The 20,048-nt window shown below is 39.4% G+C and carries 15 protein-coding genes; 1 reads left to right on the top strand and 14 read right to left on the bottom strand.

What is annotated here, in order from left to right:
* Positions 1–36 precede the first annotated feature (36 nt).
* The 10 genes from E2K98_RS04840 to E2K98_RS04795 all read right to left on the bottom strand — a co-directional run bounded on the left by E2K98_RS04840 (position 37) and on the right by E2K98_RS04795 (position 14,986).
* Entirely contained in the window at positions 37–1,209 is a 1,173-nt protein-coding gene (locus E2K98_RS04840; RefSeq protein WP_235824715.1) for a sugar ABC transporter permease, read from the bottom strand.
* Positions 1,206–2,726: a xylose ABC transporter ATP-binding protein gene (locus E2K98_RS04835; protein ID WP_133333129.1), complete on the bottom strand. Its 1,521-nt coding sequence runs from the start codon at positions 2,724–2,726 to the stop codon at positions 1,206–1,208. Before E2K98_RS04835 ends, E2K98_RS04840 begins: the two co-directional genes overlap by 4 nt.
* 205 nt (positions 2,727–2,931) lie before the next feature.
* Positions 2,932–4,023, bottom strand: a complete 1,092-nt coding sequence (gene xylF / locus E2K98_RS04830; RefSeq protein WP_133333128.1) for a D-xylose ABC transporter substrate-binding protein — start codon at positions 4,021–4,023, stop codon at positions 2,932–2,934.
* A gap of 177 nt (positions 4,024–4,200) precedes the next feature.
* The gene (locus tag E2K98_RS04825; RefSeq protein WP_133333127.1) at positions 4,201–4,914 is read right to left on the bottom strand and encodes a DsbA family protein; all 714 of its coding nucleotides are present in this window, start codon (positions 4,912–4,914) and stop codon (positions 4,201–4,203) included.
* Between the two features lie 112 nt (positions 4,915–5,026).
* A complete protein-coding gene (locus E2K98_RS04820; protein WP_133333126.1) occupies positions 5,027–8,635 on the bottom strand; it encodes a glycoside hydrolase family 3 C-terminal domain-containing protein in 3,609 nt (1,202 codons plus the stop codon).
* Positions 8,636–9,150: 515 nt separating this feature from the next.
* Complete coding sequence (locus E2K98_RS04815) at positions 9,151–10,047, bottom strand: carbohydrate ABC transporter permease (protein WP_133333125.1); 897 nt, start codon at positions 10,045–10,047, stop codon at positions 9,151–9,153.
* 19 nt (positions 10,048–10,066) lie between these two features.
* Positions 10,067–10,942, bottom strand: coding sequence for a carbohydrate ABC transporter permease (locus tag E2K98_RS04810; RefSeq protein WP_133333124.1), 876 nt, complete (start codon positions 10,940–10,942; stop codon positions 10,067–10,069).
* A gap of 76 nt (positions 10,943–11,018) precedes the next feature.
* A complete protein-coding gene (locus tag E2K98_RS04805) occupies positions 11,019–12,314 on the bottom strand; it encodes an extracellular solute-binding protein (protein WP_133333234.1) in 1,296 nt (431 codons plus the stop codon).
* 150 nt (positions 12,315–12,464) lie between these two features.
* Entirely contained in the window at positions 12,465–13,238 is a 774-nt protein-coding gene (locus E2K98_RS04800; protein WP_208025315.1) for a response regulator transcription factor, read from the bottom strand.
* On the bottom strand, positions 13,232–14,986 hold the full coding sequence (locus tag E2K98_RS04795; RefSeq protein ID WP_133333123.1) for a sensor histidine kinase: 1,755 nt from the start codon (positions 14,984–14,986) through the stop codon (positions 13,232–13,234). The genes E2K98_RS04800 and E2K98_RS04795 overlap by 7 nt, the downstream gene beginning before the upstream one ends.
* A 174-nt stretch (positions 14,987–15,160) precedes the next feature.
* On the opposite strand from E2K98_RS04795, the gene E2K98_RS04790 reads away from it, so the two are divergent.
* Positions 15,161–15,784, top strand: coding sequence for a YesL family protein (locus E2K98_RS04790; protein WP_133333122.1), 624 nt, complete (start codon positions 15,161–15,163; stop codon positions 15,782–15,784).
* A 24-nt stretch (positions 15,785–15,808) separates the two neighbouring features.
* Here E2K98_RS04790 and E2K98_RS04785 read toward each other — a convergent pair whose 3' ends face one another.
* Genes E2K98_RS04785 through xylB form a run of 4 tightly spaced genes read right to left on the bottom strand, consistent with a single transcriptional unit; the run spans position 15,809 to position 20,037 of the window.
* A complete protein-coding gene (locus tag E2K98_RS04785) occupies positions 15,809–16,435 on the bottom strand; it encodes a polysaccharide deacetylase family protein (RefSeq protein ID WP_133333121.1) in 627 nt (208 codons plus the stop codon).
* Between the two features lie 16 nt (positions 16,436–16,451).
* Positions 16,452–17,435 (bottom strand): aldo/keto reductase, encoded by a 984-nt coding sequence (locus tag E2K98_RS04780; RefSeq protein WP_133333120.1) that lies wholly within the window; start codon positions 17,433–17,435, stop codon positions 16,452–16,454.
* Positions 17,436–17,453: 18 nt separating this feature from the next.
* Positions 17,454–18,491 carry an aldose epimerase family protein gene (locus tag E2K98_RS04775; protein WP_133333119.1) on the bottom strand — a complete coding sequence of 346 codons (1,038 nt, stop codon included), beginning with the start codon at positions 18,489–18,491 and terminating at the stop codon, positions 17,454–17,456.
* 46 nt (positions 18,492–18,537) lie between these two features.
* Positions 18,538–20,037: a xylulokinase gene (gene xylB, locus E2K98_RS04770; protein ID WP_133333118.1), complete on the bottom strand. Its 1,500-nt coding sequence runs from the start codon at positions 20,035–20,037 to the stop codon at positions 18,538–18,540.
* Between the last annotated feature and the right edge of the window lie 11 nt (positions 20,038–20,048).

Below are 20,048 nucleotides of genomic sequence, written 5' to 3'. Positions count from 1 at the left end.
AATGAGCCTCCTTAAACGAGTTTACGAAATACTCTATTATTTTTTCTGGTTCGATACGTCCATCCATACAGCAAAAATAAGGATCAAACCTTTAACGATGTACTGCCAAAATGCCTCAATATTCATCATACTCATACCATTATCAATACTTGTCATAATAAGGGCTCCAATAATGGCTCCAACGATTTTCCCTTTTCCCCCCATCAAGCTTGTCCCGCCAATTACACAAGCTGCGATGGCATCCAATTCATAGGAAGTCCCTGCGCTTACAGTTGCAGCGTTCAATCGGCTTGTTAATAGAACCCCAGCTACACCAGCCAAAGCACCCATTAGAATAAATACATATAATATCGTTCGTTTAATATTAATCCCTGATAGAGCTGCGGCTTCAACGTTACCGCCGATCGCATAGGTGAACCGGCCAAAGGATGTCTTGTGGGATACAAATAGAAAGATTCCAGCTAAGATCACGACAATGAGCATTGGGACAGGAATTCCCAAATAACGATTAAGCATATACGTTAAAAATAATATACAAATAGAGTAAACAGATATTTTTCCATAGTCGATAAACAATGGTAAAAGGGACAAGCCTAAAGATTGACGTTTTGCTCTTGAACGTACTTTTGAAATAAACAATAGAACGACAGCGATGATTGCAAGGATGTATCCAAGAACATAAGGCAAAAAGCTGTTTCCAATTTGACCAAAACTCTGGCTTAGCGGGGCAATCGTTTGTCCCTTGCTGATACCAATTAATACTCCGCGAAAAATCAACATACCGCCTAAAGTGACAATGAAAGCAGGAACATTGCGGTAGGCAACCCACCATCCTTGCCATAAACCAATGATGGCTCCGACCACAATTGCCGCAATTATAACCGTTCCAGTATTCCAGCCATTCCATACTTGTAAAATGGCCGCTATTCCCCCGGTTAAACCCACAATGGAACCAACGGATAAATCAATATGGCCGGCAACAATGACAAGTGTCATCCCAACAGCGAGAACAGACATAACGGCCATTTGTGTAAATAAGTTTGAAAGATTTCGAGATGATAGGAACTCCCCGCCGGTAAAAGCCCCAAAAATAATTGCAATAAAAACTAGAGCGATAATTAATGTATAAGATTGTAGATCAAATTTAAAGCTGACTGCCTTTTTTTCTTGCGGTTTCATTTTAGTAGAAGTAGAGATCTGACTGCTCATAACTTTTTCCCTCCAGTAGCACATGCCATTATTTTTTCTTGTGTCGCTTCAACACGGCTGAATTCCCCCATTATTTCACCTTCTGACATGACAAGGACACGGTCTGACATTCCAAGTACTTCCGGCAATTCCGAGGAAACAATAACAATTCCCACTCCTTGCTCAGCCAATTCATTAATGATTTTGTAAATTTCATATTTGGCTCCTACATCAATGCCTCTGGTTGGCTCGTCTAAAACGAGAATTTTGGGATCATTAAGGATCCACTTGCTTAAAACGACTTTTTGCTGATTCCCCCCGCTCAATTGACCAACCTTTGCCTCAAGATTGGGTGCTTTCAGCTTCATTTTTTTCGTAATTTCTTCAGCTCTTTTAATCTCAAGGGCATCATCAATTACCTTAAGTTTAATTACTTTATTAAGGGCGACGAGTGTAGAATTCTTTGCAATATCCATCCCTAATACAAGGCCATATTTTTTTCGATCTTCAGAAACATAGGCCAAACCTGCTTTTATAGCATCTGCTGGTTTTTGAATATGTACTTCCTTCCCATCAATAACTACCTGACCTTGTTTTTTGCCTTCAAGACCACCGAATAGACTTATGAACAGCTCTGTACGGCCAGCACCCATTAACCCTGAAAATCCAAGTATTTCACCTTTTTTCAAGTTAAATGAAGCATTTTTAACAATCATTTTATTTGCTTTTTTGTCATAAAAAGAAAAGTTTTCCACTTCCAAGACGTTTTCACCAATTTTCCTTGGTTCATAAGGAAATAATTCAGTGAGTTCTCTGCCAACCATTTTTTCAATAATCTTATCTTCATTCATTTCTGAAATGGGATAGGTTCCAATTGTACGACCATCACGAAGGATGGTTACACTATCAGCTAATGCCATTACCTCACCAAGCTTATGAGAGATATAAATACAGGTAACACCTTTAGACCTTAGATCCATTAAAATTCCTTTTAAAATTTCAACATCACTCTCGGTCAGTGCAGCGGTCGGTTCGTCTAAAATCAAAATATCCGTATGATGTGTCAATGCTTTTGTGATTTCAATCAATTGTTGTTTTCCAACGGTCAGTTGATTAACCTTCGTTTCAGGGTCAATATCCAAACCAATATATTTCAGCCATTTCTGTGCTTCGGTATTAATCTTATTCCAGTCGATTACTTTACTTCTCATTAGATCATGACTTAGGAAGATATTTTCCGCTACTGACATTTCTCCTACTAGCGCCAGTTCCTGATAGATAATCGAAACACCAGCAATCTGTGACTCCTTAATCGATTTGAACGAAACCTCCTTCCCATTAATCAAAATTTGACCGCTGTAAGAACCACTGGGATATACACCACTTAATACCTTCATTAAGGTAGACTTTCCTGCACCATTTTCACCACATAAGGCATGAATCTCTCCCTTGCGCACTGAAAATGTTACATTATCTAACGCTTTAACTCCGGGAAACTCTTTCGTAATGCCTTGCATTTGCAGTGCAAAAGCTTCCATACTTTGTACCTCCCCAATAAAGCAAAACGCCTTATTAAAAATCTTTTTTAGGCTGGACTTCACTCAAACCGTTATGACGGCCTATTGTCGGACATCATAAAAAGACGCCGGGTTTCTTTCATTCATGTAAACTTTTATTCTGCCATTCTGTCATTCTAAAAAAAGAAGAAGGGGATAATAGCCCCCAATCTTCAATTTTCACCAGTTATTGTTTAGCTGGGCGTTCACTTGCTGGAACGTTTTTGTAAACATCATCATAAGGATGGAAATTATCTTTAATGATTGTATCCATCACGTTATCTTTGTTTACCATGATTGGATCAAGCTTGATAAATGGAACATCCATCTTTCCATTGTTTACAGTACTATCTGCCTGAACTTTTTCACCTTTGGCAAGTTGTACGGCTACTTCTGCACTCTTCGTAGCAATCGTCTTAATTGGTTTGTACACAGTCATCGTTTGTTTACCTTCAACGATCCGTTGAACAGCTGCCAAGTCAGCATCTTGTCCGGAAATTGCAACTTTTCCATCTAAATGTTGTCCTGCTAACGCTTGGATGGCACCGCCAGCAGTGCTATCGTTTGATGCTACAATTGCATCAATTTTATTCTTATTAGCGGTTAAACCATTTTCAATAATTTTCATGGCTTCGTTGGCATCCCAATCTTTTGCCCATTGGTCTCCAATCACTTTAATATCACCTTTATCCACTAGTGGCTGGATCACATTCATTTGACCTTGTCTAAACATTTTAGCGTTGTTGTCTGTTGGCGATCCGCCTAGAAGGAAGTAGTTTCCTTTTGGTACTGATTTCACAATGGCTTCAGCTTGCATTTCTCCTACACGAACATTATCAAAGGATACATACGCATCCACATCAGCGTTATTAATTAAGCGGTCATAGGCTAAAACAGGAATGCCTTCCTTTTTCGCTTGCTCAACCACTGGGGATAATGAATCAGAGTTGATTGCAATGATAACAAGGGCATCAATGCCTTGTGAAAGCATATTTTGAATTTGTGATAATTGCTTCGCTTCATCACCATTCGCTGATTGTACTAAAACATCTGCCCCAAGTGATTTGGCTTTGTCTACAAAGATGTCTCTGTCATGCTGCCATCTTTCGAGTGTTAAGTCTGAAACAGATAAACCAATTTTGAGTTTTCCGCTCTTTTTACCGTCAGCCTTGTTATCGCTTACATTCTTGCTGGCCAGATCCTGTCCGCCGCATGCCGCAAGCATTCCAACTAACAAAACGACTAGTAAGCTAGCAATAATACCTTTCCACTTCTTCATTATGTTGCCCCCTTAATTTTACTTTTGTTCCTTACAAAACCAATATACCATCACACCATTAGTTTGTCCATTAGATAAACTAAGTTAACAAAATGTTTATACTCTTCTTCCCCATCTTTCATTGTGAACCAACAATCACCGCTATTCGTTTCTTCTCCTCTACCTTGTATGCGGGTCTCATTTCTCCTTTGCTGCCTTGTCTACCATGTTTTTCAAATCATCCATTGTCTTTGCCAATTTACCATTAACAAAAATCGTAGGAGTCCCATTTACATTCAGTTGCTTCACAAGATCCATATCCTTTTGCCAAGCAGCATCCGCTTTATTCGCATCAAAATATTCAACAACCCTTTTTACACCGGCCTCACTGACAACTTTTTTTAATGTGTCCGTAAGAAATTTTTCATTATAAATATCCATTTTTTCATATTGGCTGTCAGGCTGTTTTCGATAAAGGAGATCATGAAATTTCCAATAGATCTTATTTCCCAGTACGGCATAAACAGATTCGGCAAACTTTGCCGAACGTTCTGAATCAGTATAAATGAAGGAATAATTCATAAAGTATAATTTCGCCTTACCCGTAGCTACTAGCTCTTGTTTAATGGTTGGGATGACCTTTTCGTTAAAATTTTTACAGGCTGGACATTTATAATCTCCAAACTCAATAATCGAAACAGGTGCTGAACTTTTTCCTATGAAAGGCTCATTTGAATAATCAATCTTTGCTGAACTTTTTCCAGTATTAGACTCAACTTTTGGACTTGTTGTACTTTGACTTTTATGAGGAGCTAAAAAGATAAAGCCAATTGTCATGACTGCAACAAAACTGACCACCCAAAATATGAACTTCGCAGAAGAAGGATTAGAACCTTTTTTTTGATTAGACATTTTGATAGCACCTCAACTGCCTGGTTTTCCATATGGATTTAAATGAATCAGCATTGGCAGAAATCTCTGCCAATAGCTGATTCATCGAAGTTATTGCTAGTTTACCTGCGTATTAATAGTTTTTAAGATATGAGAATACTGCATTGATAGGAACAGCTGCGTTTGCTGTTCCATTCGTAGCGATTATACCGATCTTTGGATTCGCCATTGATATCGGTGCCGTATTCAGCAATCTAAAAGTAGAACCATCAGTAGAATAATACGCAGTATATTGGCTGCCTGCCTTAACAATACGTAAATAAAGATTTGTTGCACTTAGATTTTGTGTTTTAAACAACATCTCGCCTCCATCGATAGACCTGATGAGATTGAGAGATTGCTGGCCTGAATAGGATGTTCCGTAGGTTACCTTGATATAATTATTCTGATCATCATATACTCCAAGTCCAACCTCTTGAGTGCCTGTAGGTTTGGCTGATAGATTGATTTTCGTTTCATACTGCCAATCACCTGCAGCCTGCTGAAGGAACATATTTTTAATCGATCCATCGGCAATATTGCCTGGCTGTGTTGTGATCTGCAATCCGTCAGTTGTCAAACTGTAATTATTTTTAGCTTCATTTAGGATTGACCACTGGTCACCAAGTGTACCAGACTTAAAATCAGCGGAAACCGGTGCCCGTCCGAAGCCGATTTTATAGGTGTGTGAATAATCACCCTCCTGAGTAACGATCGTAGCCGTACCCGAAATGGAAGTTGCCTGAGTTACTTTTACTTTCACATCCGGATTATGACTGGTGGCTGAAATTTGCGGAACAGTATTCGTGCCATCCGCTACTTGTACGGAGTAGTTGTATTGATTACCGGAAAATCCAGCTAACGGTTTACCATCCACATTAATTCCATCTAATTCTCCTTGCTTAACATACACAACAAATTGAGTGGACTTTTTAACGCCATGATAGCTTGCAGTAGCAGTAATGGTAGCTGCACCGCCTTTAATCGTTCTGATTACGCCATCATCAACGGAAACTACATCAGGACGGTTACTGCTGTATTTGATATTCAATCCTTCAGGTAATGATTTGCTGTTATTCTTGTAAATGTATCCATATAGACTATCATCGTTCATAGATACAGTAACTTGAGGAATGACTACTTTACCTTTGTCATACATCACGCGGCTAGGAACATCTGCCTCTTTGTCACCTTCTTGAACAGGCTTCACGGTAACAACACTTAGTTCAGGCTTTAAGTCTCCATGTACCTTTATGAACCCTTGCTGCTGGATATCAGCATCAGAACTTGATGTACCAATCTGAATGCCATAACGGCCTTGGTCTACTACATATTTATTCTGCGCTTCATCAAAGAAAGCAAGATCAGGAACTTTAACAGTCATGGTAACTGTCTTGGTTTCTCCAGGATTCAATGAAACCTTCTGGAATCCTTCCAGACGTTTGTTTGGACGCTGTAATTCCGGTGCCGCGTCAGGGGTGTTCACATAAAGCTGAACAACCTCATCCCCTTTTGTCTTTCCAGTATTCGTAACATCAACACTTACATCAAATGTGTCATTAGCCTGAAGATTTTTCTTGCTAATATCAAGATTTGAATACTTAAAGGTTGAATAACTTAGACCATGTCCAAATGGATAGGAAATCGGACCGTTAAAATACATATAAGTCCGGCCAGGATTATCTCCTGTAGGTCTTAATGTATAATCAGTGATCGCTGGAAGTTGTGAACTGCTTTGATACCATGTGAATGGTAAATGTCCGCTTGGATTATGGTTGCCTAAAAGAACATCCGCCAGACCTTCACCTTTGCGCTCGCCGTTATAAGAGCTCCAAATCATTGCAGAAACATCCTGATCAAATGAATTCACTTCTACTTGGCCAATTGTTTCCATAACGGCAATTGTATTTGGGTTCGCCTTAGCAACTTGATCAATTAATGAAGCCTGTGCTCCAGGCAGATTGAGGTCGTGACGGTCCCCGGCTTCGTCTGCAGTAGTGTTGTCAGTTCCAGCATATACAATCACAACATCGGCATTTTTTGCAGCCTCTACAGCGGCTGGATCTACTGTATTCAGATCTTTTGCTGTATTCCCTTTATCAGTAAAGCCCTTGTAGTAAGTAACTTCAGCATTAGGGTTAACAGCGGTTACAGCATTTTTGATACCATTATAGGCATTTACAAATTTGGCAACACCGGCACTGCCCTGATTACTTGAATACCCGCCGAGATACATGTTGTCAGGATTAGCAAAATAGCCTACTACTGCAACTTTGAAGCTGCCGGAAGCTGGAACCTTAAGAGGAAGAAGCTTTCCTTTGCTTCCGTCTTTCTGTGTGGTTTCACTATTTTTCAACAGAACTAATGAGTTAGCAGCTACTTTACGGGCCATGTCTAATCTTTCTTTTGTCTGAGTTATGGCGTTATTGTCATTACTATTCGTCCATGCACCTTCTGGAACATTCTTACGTGCTTCTTTCACCCATGGAACACTATTTGGATTATCAAATTCTCCAAGCTGCATACGAGCAGTAAAGAGACGGATTAAGGCTGTATCAACATCGTTTTCTGAGAATGTGCCAGTCGGAGTGACAATTTTCTGTGAAATAGCAGCTGGTACAGTGTTACCAAAGCTGTATCCATCGCTGTAGCCTGCGTTACAGTTAAGATCTTCACCTGCTCCTATTGAAAAAGCAGTTCTTTCTATCTGATTTACAGGACGCGTCCATCCTGGCGGAGTCCAGTTGTGGCCGCCAGGATTTGAAACTTCATAAACGGCGTCACAGTCAGAAGTCTCATAACCGGAGAAACCAAACGTTTGACGAAGGAGCGTGTCCATTGTGTGAACATTGGCTGATCCTGGTACTCCGTTAATGCTATTATAAGAAGTCATGACTGAACTAACATTGGCTTTCTGTACAACCCCTTTGAAAGGTGCAGAAAAGTACTCTCTTAGTGAACGTTCATCTACATTTGATGAACCGTTTAAACGGTTGACTTCACTGTTGTTAGCAACATAATGCTTAATTGTGGTTACCGTTTTGAGGTAGCCGTCGCTCTCAGGCAGCAGCTTTCCATCCATGTCCTTACCTTCCATACCGTTCACAAACTGAGAAGCGATTTGTGTTGTCAAGAATGGATCTTCTCCGTAAGACTCATCATTTCTTCCCCAGCGCGGGTCACGGGCCAAATTGATGGTTGGTGACCAGTAATCGAGATCCTGAGTATTCTCTGGCGCCACTTCACGGGCCTCATCGGAAATCATCCCTGCTTCCTTATACATTAGCTGCGGATCCCATGTAGAACCAAGTGAAAGGTCGATAGGATAGGAGGTTGTGTTATTCAATAGTGTAGCGTTACCGGTTGGATTGTATTGAGTACGGGCCACACCATGCAGTGCCTCATTCCACCAGCCATAGGCTTTAACACCAAGTCTTGGTATAGCCGGTGCTGAGCTGCTATTCATCTGGGAAGCTTTCTCCTCCAGCGTCATGCGGGAAACTAAGTCCGCAGCTCTTTCTTGGAAAGAGTAAGATTTGTCCAGATAGATGGGCTGTTTCGCTAAAACATTAGGTGCCTGAACCGGTAAATTTTGTTTTGTTCCTGCTGCACCGTTGGATGCCTGAACTGGTAAACTACTAAATAAGCTAAGACCAAGGCCGGCAGTGAGTAGCACGGACAAGGTTTTTTTACGCTTACTCATATATTCATCCTCCTTTTAATTTATATCCACCAGATTAACGAAGGGCCTCCATTAACCTGAGAGATTCCTTTTGAAGACGTTTTCAATACAATCAAAAAAAAATGGTTGTCTACTACGTCTATCAACTTAGTTTATATAATTGACAAACTAAGTTTAGAACAAAAAATACTTATTCTAATTATTTTGTCCATTGACGTTTCAGTGGCATTTCATTCCCTCATTTTTACTTGAAGTATGATGTCTGCATGCAGTGAACGCAACCTTAGCTATCCTTATAGTTTTACATTATCCTTTCAAACTATTCTGAATTTACATATTCATTCTAAACCTAATCATATAGTTTGTCTACTAGATAAACAAAGTTTAGTTCTAAAATACCATAAAATAAAAATACAAAATTCAACATCCTTCGACGTTCAGCTTGAGCTGTTAAAAGGATCATTTCAATTGCTATTGATCAGCAAAAAAAAAGCTGACTCGAAGGTTTTGAACTGTCACTCGAGTCAGCTTTTTTCTTATCCTTTTACCGATCCTGATGCAATCCCTTCGACGATTCGATCACTAAGAATAAAGTAAGCAATTAATACAGGGATAATACTAATCATAAGGGTCGCCCCAATTGCTCCCCAATCCGTTAAATACTGGCCAACAAAGTTGTTGACGCCAACAGTAATAGTTTTCCATTTATCAGAACTAAGGAATGTATTCACAAAAACAAATTCATTCCAGTTATAAATCATGTTAATAATAACAGTTGTTGAAAGTACAGGTATTGTCATTGGCAATGTGATTTGGAAGAAGATCCTATGGACCGAACACCCATCCATTACGGCTGCTTCTTCAATCTCCCGCGGAATCGTTCGATAAAATCCTGCCAAGATCATAATCGTAATGGGTAAATTAAATGCTACATAAGATAAAATCACGGAAACTGGATTATCAATGAGGTTTGTCGATTTAAATATGTTGAATAATGGAATCAAGGTTGAATGAAGAGGAATCATATACCCTGCCATAAACAACCCAAGAACGATTCCACTCCACTTCCAGTACATTCTTGTAATCGCAAACGTAACAAAGCTCGCAAGAATAACGGTTAGTACGACAGCGATAACGGTGTACAACACACTATTAAAAAAGTAAACATCAATGTGACCTGCTGTCCAAGCCTTGGCATAGTTGCCCCACTGAGGATCATGCGGCAGTGAAAACGGTGACATGCCAAAAACCTCTTGATTGGTTTTCAAGGAAAATAGGAATAACCACACTAACGGGTAAACTTGAACAATCGCAATGACTCCGAGAATAACGTATAATATTCCGAATCCGATTCTATTTCCGAGTGATTTACTAGTTTTATAAGAAGCTGAGAGGGACGTATTGCCTTTGGTTTCAATTGCTGCTCTACTCATTCTTTTCCACTCCCCTTTGTTAAAATTCCACATCTTTAGAAGACAGTAATTTTTGAATCAGCCAGGTCATCAGAAGACAAATAATCAATAAACCAAATCCAATCGCACTTCCGTATCCGAAGTGGTATTTGCTAAATGCTTCTGTATACATATAGGAGGCCATAACCTCACTCGCATGGTTCGGGCCGCCGCCAGTTAAGACAAAAATCAAATCGAAATACTTTAAAGAACCGACAATCGCTAAAATCACCATAACTTTTATAACACCTGAAATAAGCGGCAATTTAATTTTATAAGCAATTTGAATCGGAGTGGCTCCATCAATTTTCGCCGCTTCCACTAGTTCTTCTGGAACATTTTTTAATGCAGCATAGAAAATGATGATATAAAAGCCTGCGTATTGCCAAACGATTGGGAAGAACAGCGCATATAATACAATGTTTGAATCAGCTAACCATACAGGCGGGTTATCAACACCAAAAAGGATTAGCAATCGATTGATCATACCGTTTGAAGGATCAAAGATCTTGGCCCAAAGCTGACCAATCGCAACCGATGATAATAACATTGGAATCAAATAGATTTTTCTTAGAATGTTAGCTCCTTTTATCTTACTTGCCAAAATCAGCGATAAAATTAAATAACCAACCAGGCTCAATGCAGAGAAAGCACCTAATAACAAGGAATGCCACGTACTTTGCCAGAACAATTTGTCCTTGACTAACTCCATGTAATTGTCTAAGCCAATGAACTTCATCTTACCGATGCCGTTCCAGTCCATTAACCCATAATAACCAGTTAAAACGATTGGAATATAAATCAATAATAAAATAAGAATTAACGCAGGAAGTACGTAAAGGCTGATTACCCATTTGTTTGACATTACACTTTTCATTTTCTATACTCCCTTCTGATTGAAAAGCGGTTAAAATGATAGAGGGCATATCCTGTATGCCCTCTATACTTAAATTTTACTTCTTTTGCTCCTTAGCAAGTTCATCTGCCTGCTGCTTAACAAAATCTTTTGGCGTAACTTGTTTTCCAAATAAAGCTGTAACTAAATCATGGTGTAATTCCGATACAGCAGGGCTGGATTGAGTATCAAAATAAGTGGTAACATTCGATGCTTCACTCAAGTCTTTCAAAATATGAATGTACATTGGATTAAGATCCAATTTTGCTGTGTCAACTTTTGTTGCAGGGATAACACCTGCATCCGTTACAGACTTTTCTCCCCATTTCTTCACAAAGTAACCAACAAAATCTTTTGCTTCTTTTTGAACTTTAGAATCTTTTGCTACGAATAAACCTACACCAGGGCCGCCAACATAACTGTTGATATCGGTGCCTTTACCGCCTTCATAAACGGGGAACTTAAAATAACCAATCTTATCTTTAAATTCTTTTTTAACATCAGGGCTTGTTGTATAGTTTGGCAGTTCCCAAGTAGCTGTTAAGAACATAGCCGCTTTTTCATTCATGAAGAATCCTTTTGCATCATCATTTGATAAAGCGCTGGCACCCTTTTCAAAGCCGCCCATATCTACAAGATTTTGTACTTCTTGTGCTGCTTTTATAATGGCTGGATCATCCATTTTTGTTTTTCCATGGATAACATCTGTCAGAATAGTAGGTCCGCCGATACGGTCTGCAAGATACATAAACCAGAATGATGCCGGCCAGCCGTCTTTTGCTCCTACAGTTGCAGGGATCACTCCATGATCTGCTAAAGTTTTAACAACATGTTTGTATTCTTCAAAGGTTTTTGGAACTTCAAGGTTGTACTTTTTGAAGATTTCCTTATTGTAGAAAACATAGGAAATGTTTAACTCTAGTGGAAGACCATACGTTTTTCCATCAACTGCATAGGATTCTTTTACACCGGGAATAAACGCATCTTTAAGATCCGGGTTTTGATCAACTACATCGTCCAATGGCGCTAACATGCCGCCGTCCACGTATGGTTTAATGAACCCATCTGACCAAGTCATACCGATATCGGGAAGTTCATTGGAAGAGGCTAGAACCTTAAGCTTTTCTCTGTACTGGTCCGGATTGAGGATTTCTGTTTCAATCTTTATATCTTTATGTTCTTTTTCATAGTCTCCAATGATATCTTTGACGATGGAGAACTGGGCATTGGAACTGCCTTCAGGCCATAAATGCATAAATTTGATCACTTTTTTGCCATCAGCGCTGCTTTCCTCACTCGAACTTGTGGAAGAACAACCTGCTATTACTAGAGAGATAAGCATGATTACAGACATTAAGATTGCAACCGTTTTCTTTTTAAACAATATGATTCCCCCTATGACCTTTTTTGATATTGCTTATATATATAGATTACATTCAGATAGTTCAGAAAAATAGGTCACTACGATTAGGAAAAATACTACTATTTTTAGAAAACCCTTTCATTATTGGCTTTTCCGGTATGCACTTGGTGTCATTCCTTCTAATTCTTTGAATATCTTAATAAAATACTTCGCGGTTTTGTACCCTGATTCTTCAGCGATATCATTTATTGGAAAATTAGTAGTAATTAATAATTCCTTCGCCCGTTGAATTCTCCTTCTGGTTACATATTCACTGAAGGTTAGCTTGACATGTTCTTTAAATAAGACACTAAGATAACTTGGGTTTAAATGAACATGATCGGCCACTTCTTTCTGGGTCAGTTCATTCTTAATATTCTTGTTGATATAATCCATTGCCTCTCTGATCGGTCCACGATCCAAAGGGTTTTGAGTACTGGCATCAACAAGTTTCTTATCGACCACTTTTTCCATCATTCCTGCCCGCTCTTGTTTTTCAACAGCCTGCAGGGCATCTTCTACAGCTTCGATTAAAGCCTTTTTGCTAATTGGCTTTAGCAAATAGTTAATCACACCTAATCGAAGGGCCTCCTGGGCATACTCAAACTCAGAGTATGCCGAAATGACAATAATAACCGGGAAGATATTTTGCTCTTTTGCCATTTTTAATAATTGCAGGCCTGTTATTTCCGGCATCCGGATATCGGTTATGAGAATATGGACCTTTTGTTTTTGCATAAGACCAATCGCTTCTTCTCCATTTGCAGCTGTAAAGATCTGATATTTTCCATCTGCCCAAGCATCCAATGTTTTCTTTAGCCCTTGGCGGGTTCTTGGTTCATCATCTACGATCAAAAAAGTCTTCGTATTCAACATGGTTGTTCCTCCCCTATTACAGGTATAACAAAAGAAACGGTTGTCCCAACGTTTACCTCACTATTAATGGTTAGTCCTCTTTTTAAACGATTTTGATAGTATAATTCCAGCCGTTTGTGTACGTTAGAAATAGCCATTCCGTGGCCTTTATTGATAGCGGTAATCCCTCCGGATTTCATCGCTTGTTTAATAGATTCCAATTTTCCCATGTCTATCCCCGGACCGTCATCTCGTACAGTGATTTGCAGGTACTGAGTATCTGCCGTAGGTTGAATCGATACGGAAATGGTGCATGGCTTTACTGTATTCCCCGCCCCGTGCAGCACTGCATTCTCTACTAGAGGTTGAATCAGCAGTTTGGGGATATTGACATGCTCCCATTCAGGCGGCAAGGTTAGATTCCATTTTAAATGATGACCGAATCGCATTTTTATGATTTCCATATACTCTTTGATATGGTTCATTTCTTCCTTTATGGTTACCCAATCTCCATTCGTTTGCTTGGTAATGGTATAACGGAATAGGTTTGACATGGCGACAACAAGCTCAGCGAGTTCTTCCTCATCTTTATCCTCAAGCGACCATCTAAGTGCATCAAGTGTATTGAATAGAAAATGCGGATTAATTTGTGCCTGCAGCGCTTTTAGCTCGCTGCGGCTCCGGGTAATTTCCTTTTCGTAGACCATTTTTATCAAATGATTCGTTTCTTTAACGAGTTGATTATAGGTACTATTTAATTCTTTTATTTCATTAATAGTAGTAACATTAGGGTTCATTGCTAAAGAGCCCGCGCTTGCCTGCTGCATGGTCTTGGTTAATTTGATAATCGGTCTCGTAATAAAAGTGGATAGGAATAATGAACTGATAAGAAAGATAATAAATCCAATAATACCGGAAATCATAATGCCCATACGCAATACACTAATCCCTTCTGTAAGGGCGTTAATTGGGGTAAGAATAATCAGTGTCCATCCAGTTTCATCAGAGGTTTGTTTTGTTACCATATAATTCTGGTTGTAGAGCGTTATGACTGGTTTATCATTTTTTATTATTGGTTCAAGTGATTGATCATAGTTTGATAGAATAGGCTTTAAATCACTATCCAATAAAATAGAATACTGATTTTTATATTTTTTTTCATTTTGGTCTGTCAGCTGGAAATAGCTTTTATACGTACTAATAAGCAGGTAGCCGCCATTCGCATAGTGCTGATTCATTAAATTTACCCGCCGTATGGCTAGTATATTATCGGAGTTAAGAGGATCATCACCGATCCAAACGAGCCCGCCATTTGCTTCCTCTGCCTTTTCGATCCACTTTTCATTAATTCTGGTGATTAAACTGGTATCACCTAATGGAAGTAACCGGTGCAAATTTTTCGTATAAAGCTCAAATGAAAAAATTCCATCCGTATTGGCTTGGATGGTATTAACAATTCCATCTAATTGCTGACGCTCCCCAAAACTAACTCGTTCTCCCCTATATCCTTTTGTTAACGTTTTTTGAATGTTATTATTTGTCATTACCAGTTTAGAGGCCGTGCCAATTTGTTTATATAAAGACTCCATTCTGCCATTTGTTTCAACTGCTGTCTGGTAGATTTGTTTCTCTGCATTCTTTTTCAGCATGGCCGACACCTGATTAAACGTTAAAATGCCGACAATCAATAAAACAATCGCCATGACAACTAAAAATACGACTAGAATTTGATTTCTTAATGTGTTCCATTTATTTAATCTTGAAAACATTTACCATCTTCCTTTTGGATCATAAGGTAGTTTGGTTCTTTACCCTGCCTGATTATTGTGGAATCTTTAATATTTTTTTAGAATAATTATATTTTAAAAGTTTACCAAGATTAATACAATGGGATATAATTGAATAATCCGAAAAATAAGTAATGAAATAACGGAGGAAGGTTTATGAAAAAACGATCAATAAATGGTCTTTATGCCTTTACTGAGTGGATCACGAAGTTTGCATATGTCAACTTGCTTTGGATAGGCCTTTCTTTCCTTGGATTAGTAGTTTTTGGTTTTTTTCCTGCGACTGTCGCTCTGTTTACCGTTTTACGTAAATGGATGATGGGGGAGAACGACATACCGGTGTTTCGAACCTTTTGGGATGCCTATAAAAAAGAATTTTTAAAAAGTAATTTAATAGGAGTGATTTTCCTTTTATTGGCGGGCATTATTTATTTAGATTTATCTTACATGAAAATCGGTCAAAGTAATCTGCTGCAACTAACTCACATTCCTTTATATTTAATTATTATTGCGATCATCATGACCATTTTGTATATTTTCCCTGTTTATGTTCACTATGAGGTTAAGTTTATCCAGCTATTTAAAAATGCGTTCTTTATTATGCTGATTAACCCTATTTCCAATCTTGTCATGCTGCTGGGAGTTGCAGCGGCCATCTTTGTTATGAAAGTACTGCCTGGACTGTTATTCTTCTTTGGCGGAAGCATCTCGGCAGCGATCATTATGTCATCCTGCTATCTGGCATTCCAAAGAATTGAAAAGAAGCAAAAGGAAGCGTAATCACTTTAATTACGCTTCCTTTTTTTATTTTAAATCTGACAACTTTAATAGTTCGCTTACAGTGACAAGTTTGTATCCTTGGGATGTTAATTCAGAAACAAGCCTACCTACCGCTTCTATTGTTTGTGAGCGGTCTCCATAACCATCATGAAAAAGAAGGATACTGCCATTTTTCACACAGTCTCTTGTTTTTTCCAGAATATGCTCAACCCCGGGCATGTCCCAGTCCTGGGCCTCCAGATTAAGAGCACCAATCATGGGGTAACCCTTTTGCTCCAAAATAGAAACCGTTTCATCATGGTAATCAAGGTAAGGCGGGCGAAAGACGACGGGCTTTTGGCCTGCCAAATCCTCGATTAATTTCTCTGTCCGTTCGATTTCCTTTAGACATTCTGCCGGGCTTAATTCAGTTAACTTAGGGTGACTGTAAGTATGATTCCCAATTTCATGCCCTCGTTCCCAAACCTGTTTAACAATGGCAGGATTTGCAATGATTTGCTCACCGATCATAAAAAATGTCGCTTTACCTTCTGCGTTCGAAAAAATCTCTAACACTTGTGGAGTATAAATGGGATTAGGACCATCATCAAACGTAATGGCAACTGCCTTTTGCGGTACAGGTACTTCATTAAGTAAACTTTTTTCCCCCAATTGAATCTCTCCATTCTTAATAAGGGCCTCTGATGAAATCCTTTACTGATTCCTGATAAAAGCGTTCAATCACTTGCTTTTCTTCTTCTGAGAATGGTTTTGTTTCTAGTGCTGTTAGATTATCCTCAACCTGTTTGATATTTTTAAAACCTGGAATAATACAAGTAATTTCTTTTTGATCTAAAATCCAACGCAGTGCGGCACTGGCCATAGACTTTCTGCCCCCAGCAATCCACTTAAGCTGGTCGGCCAATTCCACACCCTTGCTGAATCCCAAACCGGCAAAAGTTTCCCCAACATTAAATGCCTCGCCATTTTCATTGAAACGGCGATGATCATCCGCTTCAAACACGTGATCTGTGGTAAATTTACCAGTCAGCAGTCCGCTCGCAAGCGGCAATCGGATGAGCAATCCTACCCCTTTTTGATAGGCTTCCGGAATTAATTTTTCCAGCGGTTTTTGGCGGAACATATTAAAGATGATTTGCAGGCTTTTCACATTCGGGTGTTCCAAACAAATCAGCCCTTCTTCCACCGTTTCCACACTGACCCCGTAGTGGCGGATTTTCCCTTCATGCTGCAGGCGGTCAAGCACTTCAAATACTTGGCCATCTTTCAAAATCTCAGTAGTAGGGCAATGGATTTGATATAAATCAATTGCTTCTCTGTTCAAGCGGCGGAGACTGTCTTCACAATAAGAACTGACTTTTTCATAGCTGTAATTTTGCGGGTCAAAAATATCTCCCTGCCGGCAGAATTTCGTAGCGATATAAATCTGGTCTTCCTTGCCTTTTGTAGCCTTAGCCAATAATTCCTCACTGTGGCCGTCCCCATATACATCGGCCGTATCAAAAAAGTTAACTCCTTGTCCAATCGCATAATCTAAAGACTTCAACGCTTCTGTATCATTGGTCTTTCCCCATGCACCGCCGATGGCCCATGTTCCAAAACTGACTTCACTTATCATTATTCCGGTATTACCTAGTTCACGATAATTCATTTTCTAAACTCCTTATCTCTATTTTTCAATCCCAAATTTATATATGGTCGTTGATGAATAAGGCTGATCTTTATCTAAAATGGCGGATGGAAAATGAGAATGATGGACCGCATCAGGTAAGCCTTGAGTCTCCAAGCAAATACCAAGGTATTTGCTTGATTGTACTCCCCGGAATTCACCTTCTGTTTTTAACGAATTACCTGAATAGACGACAACCCCAACTTCATCTGTTTCAATGGTTAAAATACGACCGCTTTCAGGATCCTTCAAAACGATCTCCTCAGCATGGTTTGTGTTTAATAGAAAAGGATGATCGTAGCCATTCCCAGCTAATATGTTTTGTGGATGAGCAGATGTGATTCCTGTTTCTAATACTCTTTCACTTGTAAAATCAAATGGCGTATTTTTCACGTCGATAAAAACACCGGTTGGAATAAACTCCTGATCGAGTTCTAAAAACTGGTCACTCTTCATGGTTAACGTGTGATTCAATATATCCCTTTTTAAGTTACCACTTAAATTAAAATAAGAGTGGTTTGTAACCGCTAGCAGGGTTTTTTTATCAGTTTGGGCCTCATAATTAATTTTCAATTCATTATCGTTATTTAGAATATACGTTACCCGGATTTGTAAATTCCCAGGGTATCCTTCCTCACCGTCAGGACTGAAATAGGAAAAACAAACTCCATCTTCCATAATCTCTGCATCCCAAACAACCTTATCAAATCCTTTTATGCCGCCGTGCAAATGGTTGTTACCATCGTTTTTTTCAAGGGTGTACGTTTTACCATCCAATTCAAAAGAGCCGCCTTTAATTCGTCCACCTACTCTTCCTACCACAGCACCAAGAAAATAGGGATCTCGAAGATAATCATTTAATTGATCATGCCCAAGGACAATATTTTCGTAATGTCCATTCTTATCAGGAACCACTATTTTCGTTATAATGCAGCCATAATTAATGGCAGTAACTTCTACACCATGATCGTTAACCAATGTGAACGAAGAGACAGACTGATCATCGATTTGACCAAAATGTTCCTGAATAACTTTCATTTCAATTCTCCCTTCCGGTTAATCAAACTGCTTTGTCCTGATCATGTTACTTTCTAAATTGACTTAATTGCTCATTTAATTTCTTCGTTTGCGCGTAAACTTGTTGATAGATAATAAATAGTTGCTTGTATGCTTCGACATTTTCCGGAATCGAATTATAGGTTTTTGAGGTTTGAATAAAACTTTTTGCGCATTCTTTAAGAGACGAGAACCAGCCGCAGCCGTATGCTGCCAGCATTGCCGCACCCATTCCGGGACCTTGTTCGCTGGTCAGCTTTTCAATCTTTGCATTGAAAATATCTGCCTGCATTTGCAGCCATGTTTCATTCTTGGCACCGCCGCCGATTGAAATGATCGAGTCAATTGTCTTGCCGCTGCTCCTAAAGATTTCGATGGATTCGTTTAAAGAGAAGGTAATCCCCTCAAGAACAGCACGGGCAAAATGCTTGCGCTCATGGGAAGCGTCCACACCAATAAAGCTTCCACGAATAATCGGGTCGGCATGCGGAGTTCTTTCTCCCACTATATATGGAGTGAATAACAGACCGCCAGAGCCTGCAGGTACTTCATCCACACCTTCTAAAAACTGATCAAACGCTTCTTCTTTTGCAAAGGTATCTTTAAACCAGCTTAAACTATAGCCGGCAGCCAAGGTTACGCCCATCGTATAATAAGCATTTTCTTCACCGTGGTTAAAGTAATGAACCTTTCCATGAAAATCAAGGTCATTTCGTTCTTCATACGAAAGGACCACACCAGAGGTGCCGATGCTGCACAATGTTTTACCTTCTGATAAAATGCCGGAGCCAATTGCACCGCAGGCATTATCCGCACCTCCAGCAAACACTTTGGTTGCTTCCGATAATCCTGTTGCCTGAGCAAACTCAGATGTAACATTCCCAACCAATGCATGAGATTCCACGAGTGGCGGACAAATTTCGGTGGATAGGCCAAATAATTCTAACATCTCATTGCTCCATTCCCGCTTCGCCACGTTTAACAATAAAGTCCCTGCAGCATCAGAATAGTCCATATGTATATTCCCGGCAATTCGATAACGCAGATAATCCTTTGGCAGCATAAAAACACCCGCACGTGCAAAAAGTTCAGGCTCTTCTTTTTTTACCCAAAGAATTTTCGGCAACGTGAAGCCTTCTAAAGCAGGGTTTTTCGTTACCTCCAATAAACGCTGTTTGCCAACCACATCATAGATCTCCTGACATTGTTTCGTCGTCCTCGTATCATTCCACAAGATTGCGTTTCGGAGCACTTGATTGTTTTCGTCTAACAAAACAAGGCCGTGCATCTGTCCGGAGAAAGAGATGCCTTCGATATCGTTTACATCGCCATCAAATTGTGCAATCAATTCGGCTAATCCTGCCTTCGTTTTTTCCACCCATTCTTCAGGGTTTTGTTCACTATAACCTGATTTTTCAATTATCAGAGGATAAGATTTAGACACTTCGTTGCAAACTTCACCATTTTGATTCACAAGTAAAATTTTCACAGCACTTGTTCCGAGATCAACACCAATGACATATTTCATTTCCCATCATC

The organism is Bacillus salipaludis (assembly GCF_004358205.1).
Note: the sequence above shows the minus strand (reverse complement) of the source record. Positions and strands in the feature narration are given on the sequence as shown.

What these genes read in the sequence shown, in the direction of transcription:
- E2K98_RS04840 (WP_235824715.1), bottom strand. Translation starts at nt 1,209, where the DNA reads ATGAGCAGTCAGATCTCTACTTCTACTAAAATGAAACCGCAAGAAAAA.
- E2K98_RS04835 (WP_133333129.1), bottom strand. Translation starts at nt 2,726, where the DNA reads ATGGAAGCTTTTGCACTGCAAATGCAAGGCATTACGAAAGAGTTTCCC.
- xylF (WP_133333128.1), bottom strand. Translation starts at nt 4,023, where the DNA reads ATGAAGAAGTGGAAAGGTATTATTGCTAGCTTACTAGTCGTTTTGTTA.
- E2K98_RS04825 (WP_133333127.1), bottom strand. Translation starts at nt 4,914, where the DNA reads ATGTCTAATCAAAAAAAAGGTTCTAATCCTTCTTCTGCGAAGTTCATA.
- E2K98_RS04820 (WP_133333126.1), bottom strand. Translation starts at nt 8,635, where the DNA reads ATGAGTAAGCGTAAAAAAACCTTGTCCGTGCTACTCACTGCCGGCCTT.
- E2K98_RS04815 (WP_133333125.1), bottom strand. Translation starts at nt 10,047, where the DNA reads ATGAGTAGAGCAGCAATTGAAACCAAAGGCAATACGTCCCTCTCAGCT.
- E2K98_RS04810 (WP_133333124.1), bottom strand. Translation starts at nt 10,942, where the DNA reads ATGAAAAGTGTAATGTCAAACAAATGGGTAATCAGCCTTTACGTACTT.
- E2K98_RS04805 (WP_133333234.1), bottom strand. Translation starts at nt 12,314, where the DNA reads ATGTCTGTAATCATGCTTATCTCTCTAGTAATAGCAGGTTGTTCTTCC.
- E2K98_RS04800 (WP_208025315.1), bottom strand. Translation starts at nt 13,238, where the DNA reads ATGTTGAATACGAAGACTTTTTTGATCGTAGATGATGAACCAAGAACC.
- E2K98_RS04795 (WP_133333123.1), bottom strand. Translation starts at nt 14,986, where the DNA reads ATGTTTTCAAGATTAAATAAATGGAACACATTAAGAAATCAAATTCTA.
- E2K98_RS04790 (WP_133333122.1), top strand. Translation starts at nt 15,161, where the DNA reads ATGAAAAAACGATCAATAAATGGTCTTTATGCCTTTACTGAGTGGATC.
- E2K98_RS04780 (WP_133333120.1), bottom strand. Translation starts at nt 17,435, where the DNA reads ATGAATTATCGTGAACTAGGTAATACCGGAATAATGATAAGTGAAGTC.
- E2K98_RS04775 (WP_133333119.1), bottom strand. Translation starts at nt 18,491, where the DNA reads ATGAAAGTTATTCAGGAACATTTTGGTCAAATCGATGATCAGTCTGTC.
- xylB (WP_133333118.1), bottom strand. Translation starts at nt 20,037, where the DNA reads ATGAAATATGTCATTGGTGTTGATCTCGGAACAAGTGCTGTGAAAATT.